This window comes from Lysinibacillus sp. RS11 (genome assembly GCF_042019215.1).
GTDB lineage: Bacteria > Bacillota > Bacilli > Bacillales_A > Planococcaceae > Lysinibacillus > Lysinibacillus xylanilyticus_A.
Genome location: NZ_CP168124.1, coordinates 1,128,348 through 1,153,458 on the forward strand (window position 1 = coordinate 1,128,348; position 25,111 = coordinate 1,153,458).

The following is a 25,111-nucleotide window of genomic DNA, read 5'->3' on the forward strand; positions in this document are numbered from 1 at the left end:
AGCACTTGCGGTGAAAATCTTTGGAGGAGCTGTCGTGCAAGGTGACTGATTTAACGAGTGCCGTAACTGATTTAAAGGGAATCGGTAAAGAAACAGCAGGACATTTAGAGGCATTAGGCATCGAGACGATCGCGGATTTATTATGGACGTTCCCTCATCGGCATGAAGATTTTCGTTTAAAGGATTTAGCGCAAACACCACATAATGAACGTGTCACCGTTGAGTGTAAAGTTGAACGTGAACCCACAGTATTGTTTTTAGGCCGCAATAAATCACGATTACAAGTGACAGTGTTGGCAGGTCGACATTTAGTGAAGGTTGTTTTTTTTAATCAAGGCTATTTAAAGCAGAAGCTGGTACCAGGAGCTATTATTACCGTCACAGGTAAATGGGACCGAGGCAGACAGGTAATCAATGGAACGTCTGTTACATTTGGCCCGAAAACAGATCAGGTCGACTTTGAACCTGTTTATAGTTTGAAAGGTTTGATTCCGCAAAAACGTTTTCGTAAATATATGCGACAAGTGTTAGATGAGTTTGGTGCGGAGATACCGGATGCTGTTCCACAACGTTTTCAAGCAGACTATAAGCTTGTTTCAATGCGTGAAGGGCTTGAGGGAATTCATTTCCCACTTGATGCGGGGCATGCAAAGCAGGCTAGAAGACGCTTTGCCTATGAAGAGTTACTAAACTTTCAGCTACGTATTCAAGCTTTACGTAAAATTCGAAAGGATAGTGAGCACGGTACAGTTATCCAATTCGATTTGCAAAAACTACGGGCTTTTATTGCATCGCTACCTTATGAATTAACAGATGCTCAAAAACGTGTTGTCAATGAAATTTGCAAAGATTTAAAAGAGCCGCACCGCATGAACCGCTTACTTCAAGGTGATGTAGGATCAGGTAAAACCGTTGTTGCGGCAATATGTTTATATGCAGCTGTAACTGCTGGTTTTCAGGGGGCATTAATGGCACCAACAGAAATTTTAGCTGAGCAGCATGCTGAAAATTTGAAAGAATGGTTTGAGCCATTTGGTGTACGTGTAGCTTTACTATCAGGATCGACGAAAGTAAAGGAGCGTCGGTTACTTTTAGAAGAACTAGCAAACGGGGAAATAGATATTATAATTGGTACGCATGCACTTATTCAGCCTGAAGTCATCTTTTATAAGCTTGGTTTTGTTATAACGGATGAACAGCATCGTTTTGGTGTTGAACAGCGTAGAATATTGCGTGATAAAGGGGAAAATCCAGATGTGCTCTTTATGACAGCGACACCTATTCCGCGTACGCTTGCGATTACAGCATTTGGAGAAATGGATGTTTCCGTGATTGATGAAATGCCAGCGGGGCGTAAACAAATTGAAACACATTGGATGAAAAAAGAGCAATTAGGCTCAGCTATGTCAAAGTTAGAATTAGAGCTTGCTGCTGGAAGACAAGCATATGCTATTTGTCCCCTTATCGAGGAATCAGACAAGCTTGATGTACAAAATGCTGTAGAAATCTATGAACAACTTGCTACATATTTTAGCGGACAATACAATGTTGGATTAATGCATGGTCGTTTAACGGCAGATGAAAAAGATGCAGTTATGCGAGCGTTTAGTGAAGGGACTATTCATGTGCTTGTATCGACAACAGTAGTTGAGGTTGGGGTTAACGTACCGAATGCAACGTTTATGATTGTTTATGATGCTGAACGCTTCGGCTTAGCTCAATTGCATCAGCTACGTGGACGAGTTGGACGAGGTGAACATCAGTCATACTGTGTGTTGCTTGCTGATCCAAAATCCGATGAAGGTAAGGAGCGCATGCAGTCAATGACGGAAACAAATGATGGTTTCCGCCTAGCTGAAAAGGATTTGGAATTACGTGGTCCAGGTGATTTCTTCGGGCGTAAACAAAGTGGTTTGCCTGATTTTAAAGTAGCGGATTTAGTACATGATTATCGAATACTGGAGACAGCAAGAAAAGATGCTACGACTATGCTTGAGACAGATGCATTTTGGCATGATGATGAGTATAAATATTTACGTAGTATGCTTGAAGAGTCGGGTGTTCTACAGGGAGAACGCTTTGATTAACTGAATTTGATACCCGATTGGAATGTAAGCACTTGTTTTGAAAACAAGTCTTGCATTCTTTTTTTATACTCTATATACTGATATTAGTACCAAGTGCTAATAACAACTAAAAAGGTGGCGAATGATGTTGAGACAAACGAAAAAAGAGCGACAACGACTATTATCTGAAACGATAGCTGAAAATCCATTCGTCACAGATGAACAGCTAGCAACGCAGTTTCAGGTTAGTGTCCAAACAATCCGTTTAGATCGTATGGAGTTAGCAATTCCTGAATTACGAGAACGAATTAAAGATGTTGCTTCGAAAACATATGAAAACGAAGTGAAATCACTTCCGATAGATGAAGTAATTGGTGAAATTGTTGATATTGAATTGGATAATCGTGCATTATCTATTTTTGACGTAAAAGAAGAGCATGTTTTTCAGCGCAATGGCATCGCACGTGGACATCATTTATTTGCACAGGCAAACTCATTAGCGGTAGCGGTAATTGACGATGAACTAGCTTTAACAGTACATTCAAACATTACCTTTGTGAAACCTGTTAGAGCTGGAGATCGTGTTATTACAAAAGCAATCGTTGTTGGACGTGATGACGAAAATCATCGTACAAAAGTAGAGTTAACATCTACTGTTAACGGTGAAACAGTTTTTGTTGGTGAATTTGATATGTACCGCACGAAAGGTAAAGGTGAACAACAATGAAATTAGCGCTTGATGGAATGGGTGGCGACAACGCACCAAAATCAGTTATTGAAGGTGCTTTATTAGCATTAGAGCAAATTCCGAATTTAGAAATACAATTATATGGTCAGCGGGAAAAGCTTGAGCCATTATTAAAAATACATGATCGATTGACAATAGTACATTGTGAGGAAGTTGTGGAAGGAACAGATGATCCAGCACGCGCTGTTCGTCGGAAAAAGGATTCATCGATGGCGCGAATGATGGATGCGGTTGAAGAAGGAAAGGCAGATGCTTGTCTTTCTGCTGGTAATACGGGTGCTTTAATGGCAGGCGGTCTATTTAAAGTAGGGCGTATTGAAGGGATTGCTAGACCAGCTTTAGCCACTACATTACCGACGTTGGACGGTAAGGGCTTTTTAATGCTCGATTTAGGGGCAAATGCAGATGCGCGCCCTGAGCATTTATTGCAATATGCGATTATGGGCGATATTTATGCGAAAAAGGTAGGCGGCTTACAAAAGCCACGTATCGGCTTGTTAAATATCGGTACTGAGGATAAAAAAGGGAATGAATTAACAAAGGCTGCTTTCGAGCTATTAAAAGAAGCGGACTTGAACTTTATCGGCAACGTAGAAGCTCGAGATTTATTTGAAGGGGTAGCGGACGTTGTTGTAACAGATGGTTTTACAGGTAATATGGTGCTGAAATCGATTGAAGGTACGGCTGGCGCGTTATTTTCAATGCTTAAAGAAGCGTTTATGTCTTCAACAAAAACAAAAATATCGGCAGCCCTTATGAAAAATAATTTACGTGACTTAAAAAATAAAATGGATTACACAGAGTATGGTGGTGCAGGTTTGTTTGGTTTACAAGCACCTGTAATTAAAGCGCATGGTTCATCCAATGCAAAAGCAATTTACAGTGCGATTCGCCAAGCAAATACGATGGTAGAGCATACAGTCATCTCGACGATTACAGATACAGTACGCCACTTAGAATTTAATTAACTTCTTTCAGCTGAAAGAAGTAGAAGCCTCCGGCGGATGTCACGGAATCGTAAAGGAGTTCTTTGTGCAGGCACAAAGCCGATTCTGGACGCAATTATGCCGAGGTAAAATTGATTAAAAAGGGGATTAATACAAAATGACGAAAATAGCATTTGTTTTTCCAGGACAAGGTTCTCAAGTAGTTGGAATGGGGCAAGAGTTTGTTGAGAATGCTGCAGAAAGTAAAGCATTTTATGATCGTGCAAATCAATCACTTGGCTTTGAGTTATCTAAGCTTATGTTAACGGGACCAGCTGAGGAGCTAACATTGACATACCATGCACAGCCAGCACTTTTAACTACTGGTGTGATGGTTGCAGAAAAATTACTTGCAGCAGGAATTAAGCCAAACTATGCAGCTGGACATTCACTTGGAGAATATGGTGCATTAGTAATCGCAGGTGTGCTAACGTTTGAGGATGCTGTTTCTGTCGTTCATAAGCGTGGACTTTATATGAATGAAGCTGTACCAGCAGGGCAAGGCGCAATGGCAGCCATTTTAGGGATGGAACTCGAGGCACTCCATGAAGTAACTGAACAAATTTCTGTAGCAGGTGATGCGGTTCAGGTAGCGAATGTAAACTGTCCAGGACAAATCGTTATCTCTGGTACAAAGGAAGGGGTCGAAAAGGCTTCGTTAGCTGCAAAGGAAGCGGGCGCCAAACGAGCAATTCCTTTAGTTGTTAGTGGACCATTCCATTCAGAGCTAATGCGTCCTTCATCTGAAAAATTAAGTGGAGCATTAGCTGAAATATCATTGTCAGCACCACGAATTCCTGTGATCGGCAACGTTATGGCAAAAGAATTAGAGGATGTTCCTGCTATTCAACATGAGTTAGTAGAACAAGTGTATAGCGCAGTGCAATGGGAAGCATCTGTGCGTGAAATGATTGCACAAGGTGTGGATGTCTTTATTGAGTGTGGACCAGGCAAAGTGTTAAGTGGATTAGTGAAAAAAATCGACCGATCTGTTGCGACTTATTGTGTTTATGATGAAGCATCATTAGAGGCTGTGCTAGAAGCGGCGAAGGAGTGGACAATTAATGCGTAAATTAGAGGGGAAAGTAGCTGTTGTAACTGGTGCTTCGCGTGGAATAGGACGCGCTATTGCATTAAAGCTTGCTGATGAGGGTGCTAAAGTTGTTGTTAACTACAGTGGCTCTCAGGCAAAGGCAGAAGAAGTTGTCGCGATGATTCAAGAAAATGGCGGCGAGGCTATTGCTGTACAAGGGAGTGTTTCAAAAACAGAGGAAGTTACAGCATTAATGGATGCAGCTGTGAAAACATTCGGTTCACTTGATATTTTAGTAAATAATGCTGGTATTACTCGTGATAACTTGTTAATGCGTATGAAAGAAGATGAGTGGGATGATGTGTTAGATACAAACCTTAAAGGTGTTTTCCTTTGTACAAAAGCAGTAACACGTCAAATGATGAAGCAACGTGCAGGTCGTATCATCAACATTTCATCGATTGTCGGTGTAGCTGGTAATGCGGGGCAAGCAAACTATGTAGCTGCCAAAGCAGGTGTTATTGGATTAACTAAAACGACTGCAAAAGAATTGGCATCACGCAATATTTTAGTAAATGCGATTGCACCAGGCTTTATTGAAACAGAAATGACGGATCAACTACCAGATGATATAAAGCAAGGAATGCTTACTCAAATTCCTCTTGCTAAACTTGGGCAGCCAGAGGATATCGCAAAGGCAGTAGTATTCCTAGCTTCAGATGATGCAAACTATATGACGGGGCAGACGCTACATATAGATGGCGGCATGGTGATGTAATTTCAATTAGTCATAAATAATAATTTTTTGTATAATCATTTGAGGGGAGGTGAATGTTTTGACTACAGTATTAGAACGCGTAACAAAAGTAATCGTGGACCGTTTAGGTGTTGAAGAAAGTGAAGTTACTCTAGAAGCTTCTTTCCGTGATGATTTAGGTGCTGACTCATTAGACGTAGTTGAGCTTGTAATGGAGCTTGAAGACGAATTCGATATGGAAATTTCTGATGAAGATGCTGAAAAAATCTCAACAGTTGGTTCTGCAATTTCATACATCGAAAGTAAAATAAACTAATTTCGTTTACTTTATTCAGCATAAATTTATCACCGCTATCAGTGTTGACATGAACGCAGTCATAGTTTTTATACAATAAGTGTTTATGAATTAGTTGAATAAAGTTAAAGCCTATGGCAGAGATTACTCCTGTTTTTTGCTTAAATGTGAAGAGCAGATACTATACTAAGGTGTATTAAAAAGGGTACGAAACGGTTCGTTTTTCGAACTGTGACGTCCCTTTTTTTATCTTTATTCAGTAGAAGATTCTTACCTCTAAAGATGGTGAGATGAATGCAGGAGTGGTTCTTTTTTATGTCCAAACACCTACTGAAATAGAGGAACTCAGTCTAAGAGCACCGCGTCCTGTGCATTACCGAAATGACCGACAACGTGTCGGCCTTCGTGCAGGCCTGGGCACAATTCAAAATCCAGACGCATTGTTTATCTGCGCGAAAGCAAAGCGTCAGCGGCAATTACGCCAAGGCGAAATTGATTATGGCGGAAAAAATGCGAAAAAATTTCCAAAACGTTGTATTTCAGCCGAAATACTTTTGCATAAATGCCTTGAAAAAGGTACACTAAAACGGTAGAAACTATTAGGAAGGCAGATTGTTCAATGGCTATGAAAAGAAAAGGAACTATGCAGAAATCTGGCGTACTTCCTGAAAAAGTACGCAATCAATTCGAGCTGTTACAGCATGAATTAAATATCACATTTATTAATAAAAATCTATTGTATCAAGCATTCACACATTCATCTTATGTGAATGAGCATCGCCGTAAATTGTTTACGGATAATGAGCGTCTTGAATTTTTAGGAGACGCAGTACTTGAACTGTCTGTTTCTAAATACCTTTTTGAGAAATACCCTAATATGAGTGAGGGTGAGCTAACGAAGCTACGAGCATCCATTGTATGTGAGCCATCACTTGTGATCTTTGCAAATGAATTAGGATTCGGTCGCTTTGTATTACTCGGAAAAGGTGAGGAATTAACAGGTGGACGGGAACGCCCAGCGCTACTTGCAGATGTATTTGAGTCATTTGTAGGTGCCCTTTATTTAGATCAAGACTTACAAACGGTTGTGTCCTTTTTAGAACGAATCGTATTCCCGAAAGTAGAAGTCGGTGCTTTTTCGCATGTGATGGATTTTAAAAGTCAATTGCAAGAAATGGTACAGCAAACAAATAACGGTCTTCTTCATTATGAAATTATTGATGAAAAGGGTCCTGCACATAACCGTACCTTTGTATCGAGTGTCCTATTAAATGGACAGGAGCTTGGTATTGGGCGTGGGAAATCAAAAAAAGAAGCCGAGCAGCAAGCTGCGCAATGTGCAATGCGTGCAATGCGTGATCAAACTGCAAAAGAGGAGGCTTAATAGATGTTCCTAAAACGACTCGAAGTGATTGGCTTTAAATCTTTTGCGGAGCGCATTGGAATTGATTTTGTACCCGGTGTTACAGCGGTTGTTGGACCAAATGGCAGTGGAAAAAGTAATGTCACTGATGCAATTCGTTGGGTACTTGGGGAGCAATCTGCAAAGTCGTTACGTGGGGCAAAGATGGAGGATGTTATTTTTGCTGGGAGTGACTCACGTAAGCCACTAAACTTTGCAGAGGTAACGTTAATTTTAGATAATACCGATGAACAGCTTGCTTTTTCATATACAGAAGTCAGCGTAACAAGACGCGTATACCGTTCAGGTGATAGTGAATATTTATTAAATAACCAGCAGTGTCGCCTGAAGGATATTACGGACTTGTTTATGGACTCAGGACTTGGGAAAGAGGCCTTCTCCATTATTTCACAAGGCCGTGTAGATGAAATTTTAAATAGCCGACCTGATGACCGTCGTTCGATTTTTGAAGAGGCAGCTGGTGTATTAAAGTATAAATTACGAAAGAAAAAGGCAGAGCATAAGCTTGTTGAAACAGATGAAAATTTGTATCGTGTTTTAGATATTTTACATGAACTTGATAGTCGCCTGGAGCCGTTAGAAATTCAGGCATCAAGTGCAAGAGATTATGTGCAAATGTCAACAGAGTTAAAGGATTTTGATATCGCCATCCTTGTGCACGATTTGAAAAATTGTGCACAATCTTTGCGTGCTCTGAAAAATGAGTACACAGAGCTATATGAGATAGAGCAAAAACAAGCTCATAATATTTCTTCAATTGAAAAGCAAACGGAGGGCATTCGTAAGCTTTTAAAAGAGCTAGATAGCTATTTAGATACTACTCAGGCTGAGTTTGTTAATGCGACAATGGAGGTAGAGCGTTGGGATGGTCGTAAAGCGTTAATGGCTGAAAAGCGACAAAATGCTTCTAATCAACTACTACAATTGAATACAGCATTACAAGAAGCAAAAAATGAGGTTGAGGCTCTCATTGTTCAAGAACAAGAGAAAAAAGAATTGTTCGCTGAAAAACAGCGAGAAGTATCAGAGCTAAAACAAAGCCTCAAGCAATTGGAACAATCTTTAAACCGCTCTGTTTCTGAAATTGAACAAGAAATTGAAGAACAAAAAAACCGATATATTGATTCCTTAAACGAAGAAGCAACCATCAAAAATGAATTAAAAAATATCGATCAGCAATTAGCACAACAAAAAGCGACGGCAGCACGAATGACAGATCAAACTGATGAAATCGGGCAAGAGCTTGCGCAAATTTTAGCGGAAAAAGAGAAGTTAGTTGCTGTCCATACAACAACAACTCATGAATTGCAGGAAAAGCTTGAGCAATATGAAACATTGCAAATACAGCTTAAGAACGTCAATGCATCGTTTAATGAAAAGCAGGATATGCTTTATAAGGCCTATCAGCATCAGCAGCAATTGAAGGCTAGAAAAGATACGCTAGCTGAGCTTGAAGCAGATTTCTCTGGGTTCTTCCATGGAGTAAAAGAAGTATTGTTAGCACGTGATAAAGGTGACTTAGTTGGAATTGAAGGAGCTGTTGCGGAGTTAATCCAAGTTGGTGGGAAATATTCGCAGGCTATTGAAACAGCATTAGGAGCAGCCTCTCAGCATATTGTGACAACCGATGAACGACATGCTCAGCAAGCCATTCATTGGTTAAAACAAAAGAGAGCTGGACGCGCAACATTTTTACCTAAGACAGTCATAAAGTCACGTAAAATCAATCTTTCTACGATTCAGTTAGCTACTGAGCACCCAGCATTTGTCCAAATGGCTGATGCACTTGTTACGTTCGAAGAAGACAACCGTACAATTGTCGAAAACCTCCTGGGCAATGTAATCGTTGCATCAAATTTAGAAGGTGCAAGCCAGATTGCTCGTTTATGTGGTTTCCGATATCGTGTTGTAACACTTGAAGGTGATATCGTCAATGCAGGCGGTTCATTAACAGGTGGTGCTGTGAAGCAACAATCTTCACTCTTTACTAGAAAAGCGGAATTAGATGGTTTAATCGTGAAGCTACAATCGTTAGAAGCTTCCATCTATAGTGCTGAACAGGCTGTTGTAGCTGAAAAAGAGAAACTTGCAACATTACGAGAAAAAGTAGAGCAATTGAAGCTTGACGGAGAGCAATTACGAAAAGATGAAATGCAACAGGCGAGTCGTATTCGCGAGCTAGAGGTTGTCGAGAAAAGCTTATCTGCTCGAGTATCTTTTGCTTCTAATGAGACACAAGATGTAAGAACACGAGAAGAAGCATTGTTAGCTCAAAAGGAAGCAGCTACAGAGCGTTTAGTGGCACTAGCAACCGAACTGCTAGAAATTAATGAAACAGTGGAACAACTAAGTAAGGCGAAGCTGCAAAGTGAGACGGAAAAGGATGTACTTCGTGAGCAGTCAGCAGAAAAACGCTCGCAGTTAGCGGTTATGCAGGAGCAAATGTCACAAGTACAAATTGCTACAGCCGGGTTAGCCCTACAATTAAACAAAGGTCGTCAAAAAGTCGATAATATTTCTCAGGAAATAATCTGGCTTCAATCTGATGAATCGACAAAACTTTTAAGCGATGAAGAAGTGGATGAGCAGGTTGCTACATGGAAGGCGAGAAAAGATTCACTGCAGGACATAATTTCACAGAAAAAAGATGAAAAAGTAGCACAACAACAAGAGCTTACTACTTTAGAAGAACAGCTGAAGGAATTGCAACGTACACATAAAGGCTATCTTGAAGCAATACGTGCTAATGAATTGAAGCGAAGTCGCGTAGAGTTTGAAATCAATAATTTCAATGAACAACTAGAAGAAAACTATCAGCTAACAGTAGAGGAAGCTGAGGAGTTAGCCCTTGCGATTGAAGATGAAGAGCATATGCGCCGTCGAGTGAAACTGCTGAAGAAATCTATAGAGGAGCTAGGTCCTGTTAATTTGAGTGCCATTGAGGAATACGAGCGGGTGCTTGAACGCCATTCATTTTTAACAGAGCAGCGTGAAGATTTACTTGCTGCACAGGAAACGTTACATGAGGCTATTAAAGAGATGGACGAGGAAATGACGCTACGCTTTAGCGAAACCTTCTATGCCATTCGTGAGCAATTTAAACGTGTATTCCGTGAATTGTTTGGTGGAGGACAGGCAGATTTAGTGTTATTGGACCCTCAAAATCTGCTAGAAACAGGTATAGAAATAGTAGCACAACCACCAGGGAAAAAATTACAAAATCTAAGTTTACTTTCAGGTGGTGAACGTGCACTAACTGCAATCGCTTTATTATTCTCTATCTTAAATATACGACCTGTACCATTCTGTATTCTTGATGAGGTAGAGGCGGCGTTAGATGAGGCAAATGTTGTTCGATATAGCCAATATTTAAAAAGATTTAGCCGTGACACGCAATTTATTGTGATCACACATCGTAAAGGAACGATGGAGGGAGCGGATGTGTTGTATGGTATTACAATGCAGGAATCTGGCGTATCTAAACTTGTATCAGTAAAATTAGAAGATGAACCCGTACTTGCGGAGCAAAGGAGCGAACAAGCATGAGTTTTTTTAAACGTTTAAAAGATAAATTAATTGGCAACCCAGTCGAGGAAGAAAAAGTAGTTGAGATAAATGAAGCAGAAGTTGCTGAACAGAAGCTAGATGATGCAACGGAGCCTGCTCAAATTGAAGCAACTATAGATGAAGTTGAGAAAGTAGAGGAGACTTCTGTAACGGACAGTCCAATTGAAACAGAAAATCCTGTAGCAAGTGAAGATCAAGGCCAACAAGAGCAACAAGAGCAACAAGAGCAACAAGAGCAACAACAAGAAGTGCAAGAGGTCGCAATAGTGGAAGAACCTGTGAAGGAGAAAAAACCTTCTGCATGGTCTATAACACAAAAATTCAAAGCCGGACTAGAAAAAACGCGTAATTCATTTACTTCAAAAGTGAACGACCTAGTTGCTCGTTATCGAAAAGTAGACGAAGATTTCTTTGAAGAATTAGAAGACCTATTATTACAGGCAGACGTTGGCTTTGAAACAGTAATGGAGCTAATGGACAAATTACGCTTCGAAGTTCAGCGTAAAAATATAAAAGATACAAACGGTATTCAAACGATTATTTCTGAAAAACTTGTAGAAATTTATGAGCAGGGAGAAGAAGATTTAATCGACCTTAATATACAGCCTCAAGGTGAGCTTACTGTTATTTTATTCGTTGGCGTAAATGGAGTTGGGAAGACAACAACAATCGGTAAACTTGCCCATCGTCTAAAATCACAAGGTAAAACGGTTGTCTTAGCAGCAGGTGATACTTTCCGTGCTGGTGCCATCGATCAATTACAAGTTTGGGGAGACCGTGTGGGCTGTGAAGTGATTAAACAATCGGAAGGTTCAGATCCAGCGGCGGTTATGTATGATGCAATTCGTGCAGCAAAAAACCGTAATGCAGATGTGTTAATTTGTGATACAGCAGGGCGCTTACAAAACAAAGTAAACTTAATGAATGAGCTTGAAAAAGTTCATCGAGTAATCTCTCGAGAGGTTCCAAATGCTCCGCATGAAGTACTTTTAGCATTAGATGCAACAACAGGTCAAAATGCACTTGTTCAAGCGCAAACATTTAAGGAAGCTACAAATGTAACAGGGATCGTTTTAACAAAGCTTGACGGCACTGCAAAAGGTGGTATTGTTCTTGCTATTCGTAATAAATTACACATTCCTGTGAAGTTTGTTGGTCTTGGTGAAAAAATGGATGATTTACAACCATTCGATGCTGAACGCTATGTGTATGGCTTATTTGCTGATGGTTTAGATAAAGAATTACAAAATAGTGAGGATTAGGTGTATCATCAAAAGTTGTAGATGACTTTTGTTAAAACGTATATGAGTGAAGCGGCTATCGGACGCCCTCAGGAAAGCCTCAGTCGGAACGGAAATCAACCACACGTTTTGGTGATGGTCCGAGGATTAACATTAAGTAAGTAAATTTGTAATTGCGCTCGTCTGTGCAGGGGAATTGCATTGTTTAAAAGGGAAATACTAGCTATAGGTGAAAAGCGCCTGTAAAGCGGTTAATTAAGGCTTTTAGACAAGGAGATTACCTTGACACATACGGGCGCTTTTCGTTATGATACAAATGACTAATAACGGGAGGAGAAATATTCGATGCTACTTGAAAAAACAACACGCATGAACTTTCTCTTCGACTTTTATCAAGCATTATTAACAGATAAGCAACGGAGTTATATGGAGCTCTATTATTTAGATGATCACTCACTTGGAGAAATCGCTGAATCGTATGGAGTTTCACGTCAAGCTGTTTATGATAATATTCGTCGAACAGAAGCGATGCTTGAAGAATATGAAGAAAAACTATGTTTATTGGAAAAATTTCAACAACGTACACAAATGCTTGCGCAACTAACAACGGGGATTACTGAACGAAGTATGACAGTTGAAGAGCAGTTAGCGCTTATAGAACAGTTGAAAGAATGGGATTAGGAGGCGAAAGCAATGGCTTTTGAAGGATTAGCGGAACGACTCCAAGGGACAATCCAAAAGATTAAAGGTAAAGGGAAAGTATCGGAACAAGACGTTAAAGAAATGATGCGAGAAGTCCGATTTGCTTTAATCGAGGCGGATGTTAACTTAAAAGTAGTCAAAGAATTCGTTAAAAAGGTCAGTGAACGTGCTGTCGGTGTAGATGTTATGCAAAGCTTAACACCAGGTCAGCAAGTTATTAAAATCGTACAAGACGAATTAACAGAATTAATGGGTGGCGAACAAAGCCCAATCAAATTTAATACGAAGCCGCCAACTGTCATTATGATGGTCGGCTTACAAGGTGCGGGTAAAACGACGACTACAGGGAAACTGGCAAATGTGTTACGAAAAAAATATAATCGTAAGCCACTTCTAGTTGCAGCAGACGTTTATCGCCCAGCAGCTGTTCAGCAATTACAAACATTAGGAAAACAGTTATCACTACCTGTTTTTGCATTAGGCACTGATGTATCCCCAGTAGAAATTGCACGTCAGGCAATTGAATTAGCAAAAGAAGAGCATCATGATGTCGTGATAATCGATACGGCTGGTCGCTTGCATATCGATGAAGATTTAATGCAAGAATTAAAAGATATTCGTGCATTAAAAGAGCCAGATGAAGTATTCCTTGTTGTGGATGCTATGACGGGTCAGGATGCTGTAAACGTAGCAGAAAGCTTTAATGAGGCAATCGGCATTACTGGGGTTGTTTTAACAAAGCTTGATGGTGATACACGTGGTGGTGCGGCATTATCAATTCGTTCAGTAACACAGAAGCCGATTAAATTTGTCGGGATGGGCGAAAAAATGGATGCACTCGAACCATTCCATCCAGAGCGTATGGCGTCTCGTATATTAGGAATGGGTGACGTGCTATCACTTATTGAAAAGGCTCAGGCAAATGTTGACGAAGCAAAGGCCAAAGAACTAGAAGAAAAATTTAAAACCCAAACCTTTACTTTAGATGATTTTGTTGAACAATTGCAGCAAGTGAAGAAAATGGGTCCTCTTGACGAAATTTTAAAAATGCTACCAGGCGCAAACAAAATCAAAGGCTTAGACAATGTTAAAGTTGATGATAAGCAAATGGGCCACGTAGAAGCCATTATTTATTCGATGACAACTGCCGAAAAGACGAATCCAGAAATTATTAATGGCAGCCGTAAAAAGCGCATAGCAAAGGGTTCTGGGACTTCAATTCAAGAGGTGAATCGTCTATTAAAGCAGTTTGATGAAATGAAGAAAATGATGAAACAAATGACAGGCATGGCGAGCGGTAAAGGGAAGAAAAAGATGAAATTGCCGGGCTTTGATTCATTGTTTAAATAATAATTTATAGGTGTTAAGAAAAAACACTTTACAAACAACCTAAACATTGATAATATACTATCTTGTGTGAAACTTATTCGGAGGTGCTATTAAAATGGCAGTTAAAATTCGCTTAAAACGTATGGGAGCTAAAAAATCTCCTTTCTATCGTATCGTAGTTGCAGACGCTCGTTCACCACGTGACGGTCGTTCAATTGAAACAGTTGGTACTTACAACCCACTTACTCAACCAGCTACTGTAAACATTGATGAAGAGAAAGCTCTTAAATGGTTAGCTGACGGTGCAAAACCATCAGATACAGTGCGTAACTTGTTCTCAGAACAAGGTATCATGGAAAAATTCCATAACCAAAAATTCAGTAAATAATCGGGGGCGACATTTTTGAAGCAGCTGATTGAAGCAATCGTTTTACCGTTAGTCGATTATCCAGAAGAAGTTCGTATAGAGACGGATGAAAATGCAAATCGAATTGTTTATAAACTTTTTGTTCATCCAGAGGATCGAGGGAAAGTCATAGGCAAACAAGGGCGAGTAGCAAAAGCGATTCGTACAATTGTTTATTCAGCGGCGGGTAGTCACCATCAAAAAAAGACCTACGTCGATATATTGGATTGATAGAAAAGATTTTCACGCTCTTTTACATGCAACAAGCACTTGAGAGTCCTGATAGGTATGTTTACATGCATTTAGGAATTCGAAGTGGCTTTGAGGTGAAGCGTAAAATCTGGACTAAGAAGGAAGGAGCTTGCGAGTTCCTTCCTTTTTTTATCTTTATTCATTATTGTAATTACATTGAGAGGTAATTGACCATAATGACATGGAGGAAGACTGGTAAACGTCTTAGCTAAAACATCATCCGCCAAAAGTTAATCTGCTTTCTTAAAAGTGAGAGATGTTACTTTTGATCTGGCTAGCTAGTAGCTTGACGTGGATAGCATTTTTTATATGAGGTGAGATTTAAATGGAATGGTTTAATGTAGGTCGTATTGTCAATACGCATGGTATTCGCGGTGAGGTACGTGTGTTATCAACAACAGATTTTGAGGAAGAGCGCTTCGTAGTAGGAAATAAGCTTGCGGCGTTTAAAAAAGACGATAAAAAGCCAACATGGGTAACAATTGAATCAATGCGTCGTCATAAAAACTTTATTTTATTAACTTTTGAAGGAATGCACAATATTAACTTGGTGGAGCCTTTCAAAGAAGGTATGCTCAAAGTGACGTCGGATCAAATGTCAGATGATTTATTAGCGGAAAATGAATATTTCTTCCACGAAATAATTGGTTGTTCAGTAGTTTCTGAAGAAGGTGAAACAATCGGAGCGGTGATTGACATTCTTCAAACAGGTGCAAATGATGTGTGGGTAGTCAAAGGTGCTAAAAAAGAGCATTACATCCCGTATATCGAAGACATCGTTAAGGAAATTGATGTTGATGAGAAGAAAATTGTGATCCACGTAATGGAAGGCCTACTATGATGAATATTCATGTGTTAAGTCTGTTTCCTGATATGTTTACAGGCGTCTTTGGCGCATCAATTTTAAAGAAAGCACAGGAAAAAGGTGCCGTAAAGCTAGAAGTAACCGATATCCGTGCATTTTCGGGTAACAAGCATAACCAAGTAGATGATTATCCGTATGGCGGTGGCGCGGGAATGGTATTAAAACCAGAGCCGATGTTTAGCGCTGTCGAGGCTATTACCGCAGGAAGAAAACCTCGTATCATTTTGATGTGTCCGCAAGGTGAGCGCTTTACTCAAAAAAAGGCTGAGGAGCTAGCACAAGAACAAGAACTAGTATTTTTATGTGGCCATTATGAAGGCTATGATGAACGCATCCGTCAGCATCTTGTCACAGACGAGATTTCAATTGGAGATTTCGTCTTAACTGGTGGAGAGCTAGGGGCTATGACGGTTATTGATAGCGTTGTACGTCTTCTGCCAGGGGTTTTAGGACAAGAGGATTCTCACATACAAGATTCGTTCTCAACAGGTCTTCTAGAGCACCCACATTATACACGACCTGCTGAATTTCGCGGAATGAAAGTACCTGATGTTTTACTATCGGGCAATCACGCAAAAATTGAGCAATGGCGTGCGGAAGAATCTCTGAAAAGAACATTCGAGCGTCGTCCAGATTTACTCGAGAATTATCCGTTAACAGATAAGCAAAAAATGTATGTAGAAAAACTTATAAACAATAATAAAGATGCTTGATTGCTATCTATATTTATGATAACATATATTCTGTACTTCTATGTGAAGTACTGAATTACGGTGTTCCGCTGTGGCATAGATTGCGTGCAAGAGCATCTGTCTAAGGAGAGAAAACAATGTCAAACATTATTACAGAAATTACTAAAGCTCAGCTTCGCACTGATCTACCAACTTTCCGTCCTGGTGATACTGTTAAGGTACACGTGAAAGTAGTAGAGGGTACTCGTGAACGTATCCAAGTATACGAAGGTGTAGTAATTAAACGTCGTGGTGGCGGTATTAGCGAAACTTTCACAGTTCGTAAAATTTCTTACGGTGTAGGTGTTGAACGTACATTCCCTGTACACACACCAAAAATCGCTAACTTAGAAGTTGTACGTCGTGGTAAAGTACGTCGTGCTAAACTTTACTACCTACGTAACCTACGTGGTAAAGCTGCTCGTATTAAAGAAATTCGATAATAATGACTTAAAAGTGAGGGGCTTGTGCAACAAGCCCCTTTTCTTTTTGCTTGTCATCTTAAATAACTATCATCTAAAATGAAGATAGACAAGGGGGCAAATCTCGATGGAAAAACAAGTGAAAGAAAAGAATGAATTATGGGAATGGACAAAGGCACTTCTAATTGCATTTGCGATTGCGGCAATTATTCGTTATTTTTTATTTACACCCATTGCAGTAGATGGCGAGTCCATGATGCCAACCCTTGAAAATGGGGACCGTATGATTGTCAATAAAATTGGTTATAAAATAAGTGAACCAGAACGCTTTGATATTGTGGTGTTCCACGCTCCAGAGCAGAAAAACTATATTAAACGTGTTATTGGACTACCAGGAGACACGCTAGAATATAAAAACGATCAATTATACATTAATGGTGAACCAATAGACGAACCTTATTTAGATGCCTACAAATCACAAATTACAGAAGGTACATTAACAGAAGATTTTACATTAAAAGACATTGATGTGAAACTAGATGTAATTCCAGAGGGTTATGTTTTCGTTATGGGAGATAATCGTCGATACAGTAAGGACAGTCGTCATATTGGACTTGTTGATCAAAAAGAGATTATTGGAAATACAAGTCTAATTTTCTGGCCGTTTAGTGATATAAAAATTGTAAAGTAACGCATGAAAGGGAGGTCTAACACTCCCTTTTTCTTTTAGTTTAGGAGGAAAAGATATGACTATACAATGGTTTCCCGGGCATATGGCGAAGGCCCGCAGACAAGTAACAGAAAAATTAAAGCTGGTTGATATTATTTTTGAATTAATAGATGCACGTTTACCTCTATCTTCGCGTAATCCGATGATAGATGAAGTGATTAATCAAAAACCGCGTCTCCTAATCTTAAATAAAGCAGATATGGCAGATGAGCAGGAAACACGTAAGTGGGTAGAGTACTTTGCACAACGTGGTCATAAGGCAGTAGCCATCAATTCTCTTGAAGGCAAAGGATTACAGCAAGTGACAAAGGCTGCCCAAGACATATTAAAAGAAAAATTTGATCGTATGAAGGCACGTGGGATGAAGCCAAGAGCCATTCGTGCAATGATTGTTGGGATCCCGAACGTAGGGAAATCGACGCTTATTAATCGCTTAGCGAAGAAAAATATCGCAAAAACAGGAAATACTCCAGGGGTAACTAAAGCTCAGCAATGGATAAAAGTTGGGAAGGAGCTTGAATTACTCGATACACCAGGTATTTTATGGCCGAAGTTTGAAGATCAAGAAGTAGGCTACAAATTAGCCTTAACAGGTGCTATTAAGGATACGATAACAAATATGGAGGATTTAGCTGTATACGGCCTACGCTTTTTATCCAATCATTATCCAGCACGTATGGAGGAACGCTACGGCTTCCAATTTGTCCATGAAGATTTAGTTGAAACCTTTGATCATATAGGTAAGCTACGTCGGGTTTTCGGTCCAGGAGGAGAAATCGACTATGATCAAGTAGCTCAACTGATCGTTCGAGATATTCGTGGATTGCAATTAGGCAAACTAACATTTGACTTTGTTGACGAACAACTTGAAAAAGAAGCAGAGCAGCAATAAGTTAAAAACTGTCATACTCACTTTAGCAGTTCGTGAGCATGGCAGTTTTTCTTTTAGGAAAGCCTCTTCTTGCCGATAAATGATATAGAGCGAGAAAAATAATGATAACTTAAAACGGGTGTTAACTCTTCATTTTGGTGATAAACCACAAAAAGGGAATACATACTGGGAGAGACGCCCGAGGCAAATTAATACGTAAAATTAGCTATTAACTTTTGAGAACCAAAAAGGGAGTAAATTTATGAAAACGATTAAAGAAATAACAGCAGCATTGAAGGAAGCTGAGGAATGGCAGGACTGGATGACAGAAGTAGCAACTGATGAACGAGCGGGTGTGCAAAAGGCTTGGCACAGCTGGAACAAGCGTCAAGATAAAAAACAACAGTTATTACAGGAGCATCAAGCAAAAGTCCATTTCGATCGAAGCTATGGAGGGGGAAGTGCTTTAATCGCAGGTGTAGATGAAGCGGGACGTGGACCATTAGCGGGCCCGGTAGTAACAGCTGCTGTTATTTTACCTGCAAACTGTGAGATGCTTGTCGGATTAAATGATTCAAAGCAATTATCAAAAGATAAACGTAATGCCTATGCTGATTTAATAAAAGAACATGCAGTAAGTTATTTTATCCATTTTCAATCAGCACAACAAATTGATGAATTAAATATTTACGAAGCAACAAAGCAATCGATGAAGATAAGTGTAGAATCGTTAACTAGTAAGCCTAATTATGTCCTAGTTGATGCTATGACACTACCAATCTCTATTCCGCAGGATTCAATTATTAAAGGAGATGCAAAAAGCTTAGCTATTGCAGCTGCATCGATATTAGCGAAAACCGCTCGTGATGATTATATGGATCAATTGGACAAAGAATTCCCTATGTATGGTTTTGCTCAGCATGCAGGATATGGTACAAAGCAACATTTAAAAGCACTTGAAGAATTCGGTCCAACCATTCATCATCGCAAATCGTTTGAACCGATAAAATCAATGTTTTAATAATTAGCATACTAAAAATAAAAAATAGGACACCGATTACGCCAAACAGTAATTGATGAAAGGAGTATGTATATGACAGCGACATCTTTTAATCCGATTCAGATGCAACAAGCTGCTATAACCGCAACTAATCAGCCACTTGCTTTAAAACAGGGACAAGTATTTCATGGTACGATTAAACAATTATATCCAGATCAAATGGCAGAGATACAAGTTGGCCATCAGAAGTTGATAGCTAAACTCGAAGTGCCACTAAAAGCAGGTGATGCCCATTTCTTTCAAGTAACTGATACAAACCCGCAAACCGAACTAAAAGTTGTTACGGGCCCTATGACACAAACGGCTTCCCAAAGTCAACAAATCAACCAGTTACTTGAATCGATGAATTTGCCAAAGTCAGCTGAAATGCAACAGCTAGTAGCCCATTTTATGAAAGCGCAGCTACCGATTTCAAAGGAGCAGTTGATGCAGGCAGAAATGTGGATAAAGGCATTACCAGAGGGCATTACTAAACTAGATGCTCTACAAGCTATTCAAAAAATGGTGGAGCTTAAAATGCCAATGACAAATGACGTTTTTCAAGCTCTTATTAGTGGGCAAAAAACTACTGGTATGATTTCCGTAATGGAAAACTTTACACAGCTTTTAGCTAAAGATGCAGCTTTACCAGTAAACATCAAACAAAATCTAATGCAACAGGTACAGGCAATTGCAAAACCTTTTGAAGTAGAAACAGGTGGTTTAGTACTAGCTAAGTCTATACAAATATTAACAAATAATGCGTCTTCTATGAGTGAAAAGATTCAAGCTATGAATATGTTAAAGGAGGCTGGGATATTACCTCAGCAGGCAACCTTGCAAAACTGGTCAAGTCTCAGCAGTGTAAACTCCGTTCAGCCTAATCAGCTTCAACACGCTGGACAAGTTATTCAAACGATTCTAACGGCACAACCTGACAATACAAATCAGCTTGTCGATCAACTTAAATTATGGACAGCGAATCAAAGCTTGTTAACCAATGAACAAAAGCAACAAGTAAATCAACTGGTCGATCGATTGAATCAGTTACCGGCAACTAAACAAACGCTAGAGATTTTTGCAAAGCAGATGCAAGAACAACTGATCAAAGCATTTACTGAAAATTCCTCGGAGCGTTTATTTACACAAGACGCCAATGCTCTTTCAGTGAAGGACCACTTACTATCGCTTTTAAAGCATGGAGCAACTACCCCATTACAAAACGACGCATTCATGCGAAATCTTATGAAAAATAGTGTTGAATCGCCGCAATCGATGATTCAGCAGATTGTTACGCAAGCAGATGCCCATGTACAAAATTCCATGGATAGTAAAGCAATGGAACATGCATTGAAAACGGTATTAAAAAGTCTAGGAATTAGCTATGAGGCGACACTTAGTAATAAGTCAGCTGATTTACAGGAGATTGCACATCAATTAAAACCTCAGCTTCATACGTTATTGCAGGAGACACATACCACCCCACAGCTGAAGGAAGCGGCAGAAATGTTAATGGCGCGTATGAACGGTATGCAGCTAGCATCAGGAGAAAATGGTCATCAGCATCAGCTTATTATGCAAGTACCATTGGAGTTCTTCGGCAAGAAAATGGATGCAACATTACAGTGGAATGGACGCATGAAAGATGATGGTAAAATTGATGCCAATTACGCACGTATATTATTTTATTTACAAATGGAGTCGATGAACGAAACGGTTATAGATATGCAGGTTCAAAATCGTGTCGTTTCTGTGACAGTATTTAATGAAAATGAAAATCTTATACCACTAGCAGAACCACTAAAAGCGGCTTTAAAAATAGGCTTAGCTGAAAAAGAATATCAACTTTCGGGCGTTTTTATTAAGCAATTTGAAAAAGCTCAATCTGAAAAAACAACCTCTGTATTAGAACAGCAGGAGGAACATAGTGGGGTGGATTTCCGCGTATGAGTGAAGAAAAATTTACTCGAAAAGAGGCTATTGCGCTCACGTATAAGTTAGGACGCTTTGATAGTCCAACGGTAGTGGCGAAAGGAAAAGGTAAAATAGCAGAAAATATTTTAGCGCGTGCGAATGAGTATAATGTGCCGATTTATGAGGATCCTAACCTTGTTCAATTACTTGGACAATTAGATTTAAATGAGTCGATTCCTGAAGAATTGTACCAAGCTGTCGCTGAAGTTTTTGCATTTATTTATCGGTTAGACCAACAACATGCGCAAATATATAGAAAAGATAGATAATTCTAATTTTCGCAAAAATCTGTTTTAGTACACGAAGTAGCAAAAAGTGTAATATTAAAAGATAAAACACGAACGAAAGACAAAGTGTAGACTTTATCAGAATCTTTAGTTAGAATAGATTATGTTAGTAAAACAATTTTATGCAAATGTTTGATGGGAGGATGTATTATGAATATCCATGAATATCAAGGGAAAGAGATTCTTAGAAAGTATGGTGTAGCTGTACCGAATGGAAAAGTTGCTTTTTCCCCTGATGAAGCAGTGAAAGTAGCGAAGGAACTTGGCTCTAATGTGACAGTAGTCAAGGCGCAAATTCATGCAGGTGGACGCGGTAAAGCGGGTGGTGTAAAAATCGCGAAGAACCTTGACGAAGTGCGTACGTACGCAAAAGAATTATTAGGAAAAATCTTAGTGACTCATCAAACAGGTCCTGAAGGAAAAGAAGTAAAACGCTTATATATTGAAGAGGGTTCTGATATTCAAAAAGAGTACTATTTAAGTTTAGTATTAGACCGTTCAACATCCCGTGTAACAATAATGGGATCTGAAGAGGGCGGCATGGATATTGAAGAAGTAGCGGAAGCACAGCCAGAAAAAATCTTCAAAGAAGTTGTAGATCCAGTAGTTGGGTTAACAAGCTTCCAGGCACGTCGCATGGCGTTTAATATGAATATTCCAGCAAACCTAGTGGGGAAAGCTGTCAAATTAATGTTAGGCTTGTATCAAGCGTTTATCGACAAAGATGCTTCGATTGTAGAAATTAATCCACTTGTTGTAACGGGACAAGGCGAAGTTGTAGCATTAGATGCTAAATTTAATTTCGATGCAAATGCGTTGTATCGTCATAAAGATATTGTCGAATTACGTGATTTCGATGAAGAGGATGCAAAGGAAATCGAAGCATCAAAATACGACTTAAGCTATATTTCACTAGATGGCAACATTGGCTGTATGGTGAATGGAGCTGGTCTTGCTATGGCTACTATGGACACAATTAGTTATTACGGCGGAAGCCCTGCTAACTTCCTAGATGTAGGTGGCGGTGCAACAGCTGAAAAAGTAACAGAAGCTTTCAAAATTATTCTTTCCGATCCGCATGTAAAAGGCATTTTCGTTAACATTTTTGGCGGAATTATGAAATGTGACATTATCGCTGAGGGTGTTGTAACGGCTGCCAAAGAAATTGGCTTAGCTGTGCCGTTAGTTGTACGTTTAGAAGGTACAAATGTAGAACTTGGAAAAGAAATTTTAAATGCATCTGGTTTAAACATCGTTGCAGCGGATTCAATGGCTGACGGTGCACAAAAAATTGTGGGACTAGTAGGCTAAGGAAGGCGGGGAGAACAATGGCTGTATTTATAAACAAAGATACGAAGGTAATTGTACAAGGGATTACGGGCGAAACAGCGCTTTTCCATACGAAGCAAATGCTTGAGTATGGTACGAAAATTGTAGCAGGTGTTACACCAGGTAAAGGTGGTCTTGAAATCGAGGGAGTCCCTGTGTTCAATACTGTAGCAGAAGCGGTAGCTGCAACAGGCGCAACAACTTCAGTTATTTATGTACCTGCTCCATTTGCGGCAGATGCTATTTTAGAGGCTGTTGATGCTGAATTAGAATTAACAATCTGTATTACTGAACATATTCCTGTCCTTGATATGGTTAAGGTTAAACGTTATATGGAAGGTAAAAAGACACGCCTAGTAGGTCCAAACTGTCCAGGCGTTATTACGGCAGATGAATGTAAAATCGGTATTATGCCTGGGTATATCCATACGAAAGGGCATGTAGGAGTTGTTTCTCGCTCTGGTACGTTAACATATGAAGCAGTACACCAATTAACACAAGCTGGTATTGGTCAAACTACGGCTGTGGGGATCGGTGGAGACCCTGTCAATGGTACAAACTTTATCGATGTTTTGGAAGCGTTTAACAACGATCCAGAAACATATGCAGTTGTGATGATTGGGGAAATTGGAGGTACAGCTGAAGAAGAAGCAGCTGAGTGGATTAAAGCGAATATGACGAAACCTGTCGTTGGCTTTATTGGAGGACAGACAGCGCCTCCGGGTAAACGTATGGGTCACGCTGGTGCTATTATTTCTGGTGGTAAAGGAACAGCAGCAGAGAAAATTAAGGCAATGAATGCTGCTGGCATTGAAGTAGCAGAAACGCCATCTGTTATTGGTGAAACGCTTATTAAAGTAATTAAAGAAAAAGGGCTATACGAAAAGTGTAAAACCCATTAAAATGGAAGATGTAGCACGTTGTGGCTACATCTTTTCTATTTCTTTTTTAGACATTGCTTAACATACTTCTAATGGACTGTGTTCAAGCAATGCAATTTCTAACTTCCTACTTACTCTGTTTAAAATGCCTTTCCTAAAAAAGTTGTGTCACATTGTTTTTCAAGTTTTAATGTTGTGATGTAAATTTATAATGCGGTCATTTAATTTTCTTCTATTAAAAGGAGGTTTTTAAATGATTTTTTCAGTCGATACTCAGAGATTACTAGCTTTACATTATGTATACCCATTACCACTTCAAAAACTTCAGCAATTATTGTCCCCGGTGGATATATTAAGTTATTTTGAAGAAGCGCCCCCCTACGAGATTGCAAAAGCACTGCAACTACCATCGCAAAGAGCCTTGCAAATTTCTAAGAATTTTAGACAAATTATGACATTGTCATTTGAAGATGCCTATGAACGGGCCGATATTTTCCCCATCCCTTTTTATCATACTTTTTACCCGGCGCAATTATTTGAAATATCCAGCCCACCTACTGTATTGTATGTGAAAGGTCAGTATTCTCTACTAACGAAAGAAAAACAAGTAGCCATTATAGGCTCTAGAAAGGCTACAGTTTATACAAAAACTGCAATGGACTTAATTGTTCCGCCTCTTATTGAACACGGATATACTGTTGTCAGTGGGCTTGCAAGAGGAGCGGATACGATAGCTCATGAAACAACTATAAAAGTTGGTGGTTCCACAATTGCAGTGCTTGGTCACGGTTTTAATTATATATACCCTAAGGAAAACCAGTCACTCGCTGACCATATGGCGGAGCATCAGTTGCTTGTCACAGAGTACCCCCATATATGAAGCCTGAGAAATGGCATTTTCCAATGCGTAACCGAATAATTAGTGGATTGTCCAAAGCTTTAGTTGTAACAGAAGCTGCATTAAGAAGTGGTACGCTTATTACAACAGAACACGCATTAGAGCAAGGTAAGGATGTATTTGTTGTACCAGGACCAATTAATGCTGAGCAATCAAAAGGCACAAATAAATTACTGTTAGAAGGGGCTATACCAGTGTGTAGTGGTCAAGAAATCGTTGAAACACTTGCGCTCTTTTCTAACAAAAATTGAAAAAAAGTTGCATTATCTTAAAATCTGT

At 39.5% G+C, this 25,111-nt stretch carries 24 protein-coding genes and 1 pseudogene; all 25 read left to right on the forward strand.

The genetic code is table 11. The annotated features are described in order from the left end of the window. Positions 1-41: 41 nt before the first annotated feature. The 25 genes and pseudogenes from recG to dprA all read left to right on the forward strand — a co-directional run bounded on the left by recG (position 42) and on the right by dprA (position 25,083). On the forward strand, positions 42-2,087 hold the full coding sequence (gene recG / locus AB9L17_RS05485; RefSeq protein ID WP_375200176.1) for an ATP-dependent DNA helicase RecG: 2,046 nt from the start codon (positions 42-44) through the stop codon (positions 2,085-2,087). Positions 2,088-2,214: 127 nt separating this feature from the next. Beyond that, positions 2,215-2,793, forward strand: a complete 579-nt coding sequence (gene fapR, locus AB9L17_RS05490) for a transcription factor FapR (RefSeq protein ID WP_068983497.1) — start codon at positions 2,215-2,217, stop codon at positions 2,791-2,793. After that, positions 2,790-3,782, forward strand: a complete 993-nt coding sequence (gene plsX / locus AB9L17_RS05495; RefSeq protein ID WP_375200177.1) for a phosphate acyltransferase PlsX — start codon at positions 2,790-2,792, stop codon at positions 3,780-3,782. The genes fapR and plsX overlap by 4 nt, the downstream gene beginning before the upstream one ends. A 136-nt stretch (positions 3,783-3,918) precedes the next feature. Further along, positions 3,919-4,872, forward strand: a complete 954-nt coding sequence (gene fabD / locus AB9L17_RS05500; protein ID WP_068983182.1) for an ACP S-malonyltransferase — start codon at positions 3,919-3,921, stop codon at positions 4,870-4,872. Next, a complete protein-coding gene (gene fabG / locus AB9L17_RS05505) occupies positions 4,865-5,611 on the forward strand; it encodes a 3-oxoacyl-[acyl-carrier-protein] reductase (protein WP_068983181.1) in 747 nt (248 codons plus the stop codon). The genes fabD and fabG overlap by 8 nt, the downstream gene beginning before the upstream one ends. A 58-nt stretch (positions 5,612-5,669) precedes the next feature. Beyond that, complete coding sequence (acpP, locus tag AB9L17_RS05510; protein WP_068983180.1) at positions 5,670-5,906, forward strand: acyl carrier protein; 237 nt, start codon at positions 5,670-5,672, stop codon at positions 5,904-5,906. 269 nt (positions 5,907-6,175) lie between these two features. Further along, positions 6,176-6,478: a hypothetical protein gene (locus AB9L17_RS05515; RefSeq protein ID WP_068983179.1), complete on the forward strand. Its 303-nt coding sequence runs from the start codon at positions 6,176-6,178 to the stop codon at positions 6,476-6,478. Positions 6,479-6,504: 26 nt separating this feature from the next. Beyond that, complete coding sequence (gene rnc, locus AB9L17_RS05520) at positions 6,505-7,269, forward strand: ribonuclease III (protein ID WP_068983178.1); 765 nt, start codon at positions 6,505-6,507, stop codon at positions 7,267-7,269. Positions 7,270-7,272: 3 nt separating this feature from the next. Continuing rightward, complete coding sequence (smc, locus tag AB9L17_RS05525) at positions 7,273-10,854, forward strand: chromosome segregation protein SMC (RefSeq protein ID WP_375200178.1); 3,582 nt, start codon at positions 7,273-7,275, stop codon at positions 10,852-10,854. 284 nt (positions 10,855-11,138) lie between these two features. Then, positions 11,139-12,137, forward strand: a complete 999-nt coding sequence (gene ftsY / locus AB9L17_RS05530; RefSeq protein ID WP_375200758.1) for a signal recognition particle-docking protein FtsY — start codon at positions 11,139-11,141, stop codon at positions 12,135-12,137. Between the two features lie 324 nt (positions 12,138-12,461). Further along, positions 12,462-12,797: a putative DNA-binding protein gene (locus AB9L17_RS05535; protein WP_068983175.1), complete on the forward strand. Its 336-nt coding sequence runs from the start codon at positions 12,462-12,464 to the stop codon at positions 12,795-12,797. Between the two features lie 12 nt (positions 12,798-12,809). Then, complete coding sequence (ffh, locus tag AB9L17_RS05540) at positions 12,810-14,168, forward strand: signal recognition particle protein (protein WP_068983174.1); 1,359 nt, start codon at positions 12,810-12,812, stop codon at positions 14,166-14,168. A 94-nt stretch (positions 14,169-14,262) separates the two neighbouring features. Continuing rightward, entirely contained in the window at positions 14,263-14,535 is a 273-nt protein-coding gene (gene rpsP / locus AB9L17_RS05545) for a 30S ribosomal protein S16 (RefSeq protein ID WP_024362057.1), read from the forward strand. 15 nt (positions 14,536-14,550) lie between these two features. Beyond that, a complete protein-coding gene (locus AB9L17_RS05550) occupies positions 14,551-14,784 on the forward strand; it encodes a KH domain-containing protein (RefSeq protein ID WP_004269410.1) in 234 nt (77 codons plus the stop codon). Positions 14,785-15,130: 346 nt separating this feature from the next. Continuing rightward, on the forward strand, positions 15,131-15,646 hold the full coding sequence (rimM, locus tag AB9L17_RS05555) for a ribosome maturation factor RimM (protein ID WP_068983173.1): 516 nt from the start codon (positions 15,131-15,133) through the stop codon (positions 15,644-15,646). Continuing rightward, positions 15,646-16,383 carry a tRNA (guanosine(37)-N1)-methyltransferase TrmD gene (gene trmD / locus AB9L17_RS05560; RefSeq protein WP_375200759.1) on the forward strand — a complete coding sequence of 246 codons (738 nt, stop codon included), beginning with the start codon at positions 15,646-15,648 and terminating at the stop codon, positions 16,381-16,383. The genes rimM and trmD overlap by 1 nt, the downstream gene beginning before the upstream one ends. A gap of 116 nt (positions 16,384-16,499) precedes the next feature. Next, positions 16,500-16,844 carry a 50S ribosomal protein L19 gene (rplS, locus tag AB9L17_RS05565; RefSeq protein ID WP_010858422.1) on the forward strand — a complete coding sequence of 115 codons (345 nt, stop codon included), beginning with the start codon at positions 16,500-16,502 and terminating at the stop codon, positions 16,842-16,844. Between the two features lie 106 nt (positions 16,845-16,950). Further along, positions 16,951-17,514, forward strand: a complete 564-nt coding sequence (lepB, locus tag AB9L17_RS05570) for a signal peptidase I (RefSeq protein ID WP_068983172.1) — start codon at positions 16,951-16,953, stop codon at positions 17,512-17,514. A 55-nt stretch (positions 17,515-17,569) separates the two neighbouring features. Continuing rightward, entirely contained in the window at positions 17,570-18,445 is an 876-nt protein-coding gene (ylqF, locus tag AB9L17_RS05575; protein WP_068983171.1) for a ribosome biogenesis GTPase YlqF, read from the forward strand. 241 nt (positions 18,446-18,686) lie between these two features. Continuing rightward, positions 18,687-19,445 carry a ribonuclease HII gene (locus AB9L17_RS05580; RefSeq protein WP_375200179.1) on the forward strand — a complete coding sequence of 253 codons (759 nt, stop codon included), beginning with the start codon at positions 18,687-18,689 and terminating at the stop codon, positions 19,443-19,445. A 72-nt stretch (positions 19,446-19,517) separates the two neighbouring features. Then, positions 19,518-21,413: a hypothetical protein gene (locus AB9L17_RS05585; RefSeq protein WP_375200180.1), complete on the forward strand. Its 1,896-nt coding sequence runs from the start codon at positions 19,518-19,520 to the stop codon at positions 21,411-21,413. Next, positions 21,410-21,706 (forward strand): EscU/YscU/HrcU family type III secretion system export apparatus switch protein, encoded by a 297-nt coding sequence (locus AB9L17_RS05590; RefSeq protein WP_068983168.1) that lies wholly within the window; start codon positions 21,410-21,412, stop codon positions 21,704-21,706. Before AB9L17_RS05585 ends, AB9L17_RS05590 begins: the two co-directional genes overlap by 4 nt. Positions 21,707-21,874: 168 nt before the next feature. Further along, entirely contained in the window at positions 21,875-23,035 is a 1,161-nt protein-coding gene (gene sucC, locus AB9L17_RS05595) for an ADP-forming succinate--CoA ligase subunit beta (protein WP_375200181.1), read from the forward strand. Between the two features lie 17 nt (positions 23,036-23,052). Then, the gene (gene sucD, locus AB9L17_RS05600; RefSeq protein ID WP_054610302.1) at positions 23,053-23,955 is read left to right on the forward strand and encodes a succinate--CoA ligase subunit alpha; all 903 of its coding nucleotides are present in this window, start codon (positions 23,053-23,055) and stop codon (positions 23,953-23,955) included. A 430-nt stretch (positions 23,956-24,385) separates the two neighbouring features. Next, positions 24,386-25,083 (forward strand): annotated as a pseudogene (gene dprA / locus AB9L17_RS05605) (DNA-processing protein DprA). Positions 25,084-25,111: the final 28 nt, after the last annotated feature.

Bases quoted from the DNA above. Each gene is read 5' to 3' on its own strand.
- trmD (WP_375200759.1), top strand. From the start codon at position 15,646: ATGAATATTCATGTGTTAAGTCTGTTTCCTGATATGTTTACAGGCGTC.
- rimM (WP_068983173.1), top strand. From the start codon at position 15,131: ATGGAATGGTTTAATGTAGGTCGTATTGTCAATACGCATGGTATTCGC.
- AB9L17_RS05585 (WP_375200180.1), top strand. From the start codon at position 19,518: ATGACAGCGACATCTTTTAATCCGATTCAGATGCAACAAGCTGCTATA.
- AB9L17_RS05535 (WP_068983175.1), top strand. From the start codon at position 12,462: ATGCTACTTGAAAAAACAACACGCATGAACTTTCTCTTCGACTTTTAT.
- ffh (WP_068983174.1), top strand. From the start codon at position 12,810: ATGGCTTTTGAAGGATTAGCGGAACGACTCCAAGGGACAATCCAAAAG.
- fabG (WP_068983181.1), top strand. From the start codon at position 4,865: ATGCGTAAATTAGAGGGGAAAGTAGCTGTTGTAACTGGTGCTTCGCGT.
- rpsP (WP_024362057.1), top strand. From the start codon at position 14,263: ATGGCAGTTAAAATTCGCTTAAAACGTATGGGAGCTAAAAAATCTCCT.
- sucC (WP_375200181.1), top strand. From the start codon at position 21,875: ATGAATATCCATGAATATCAAGGGAAAGAGATTCTTAGAAAGTATGGT.
- fabD (WP_068983182.1), top strand. From the start codon at position 3,919: ATGACGAAAATAGCATTTGTTTTTCCAGGACAAGGTTCTCAAGTAGTT.
- smc (WP_375200178.1), top strand. From the start codon at position 7,273: ATGTTCCTAAAACGACTCGAAGTGATTGGCTTTAAATCTTTTGCGGAG.
- AB9L17_RS05580 (WP_375200179.1), top strand. From the start codon at position 18,687: ATGAAAACGATTAAAGAAATAACAGCAGCATTGAAGGAAGCTGAGGAA.
- sucD (WP_054610302.1), top strand. From the start codon at position 23,053: ATGGCTGTATTTATAAACAAAGATACGAAGGTAATTGTACAAGGGATT.
- plsX (WP_375200177.1), top strand. From the start codon at position 2,790: ATGAAATTAGCGCTTGATGGAATGGGTGGCGACAACGCACCAAAATCA.
- ylqF (WP_068983171.1), top strand. From the start codon at position 17,570: ATGACTATACAATGGTTTCCCGGGCATATGGCGAAGGCCCGCAGACAA.
- lepB (WP_068983172.1), top strand. From the start codon at position 16,951: ATGGAAAAACAAGTGAAAGAAAAGAATGAATTATGGGAATGGACAAAG.
- AB9L17_RS05590 (WP_068983168.1), top strand. From the start codon at position 21,410: ATGAGTGAAGAAAAATTTACTCGAAAAGAGGCTATTGCGCTCACGTAT.
- rplS (WP_010858422.1), top strand. From the start codon at position 16,500: ATGTCAAACATTATTACAGAAATTACTAAAGCTCAGCTTCGCACTGAT.
- rnc (WP_068983178.1), top strand. From the start codon at position 6,505: ATGGCTATGAAAAGAAAAGGAACTATGCAGAAATCTGGCGTACTTCCT.
- AB9L17_RS05515 (WP_068983179.1), top strand. From the start codon at position 6,176: ATGAATGCAGGAGTGGTTCTTTTTTATGTCCAAACACCTACTGAAATA.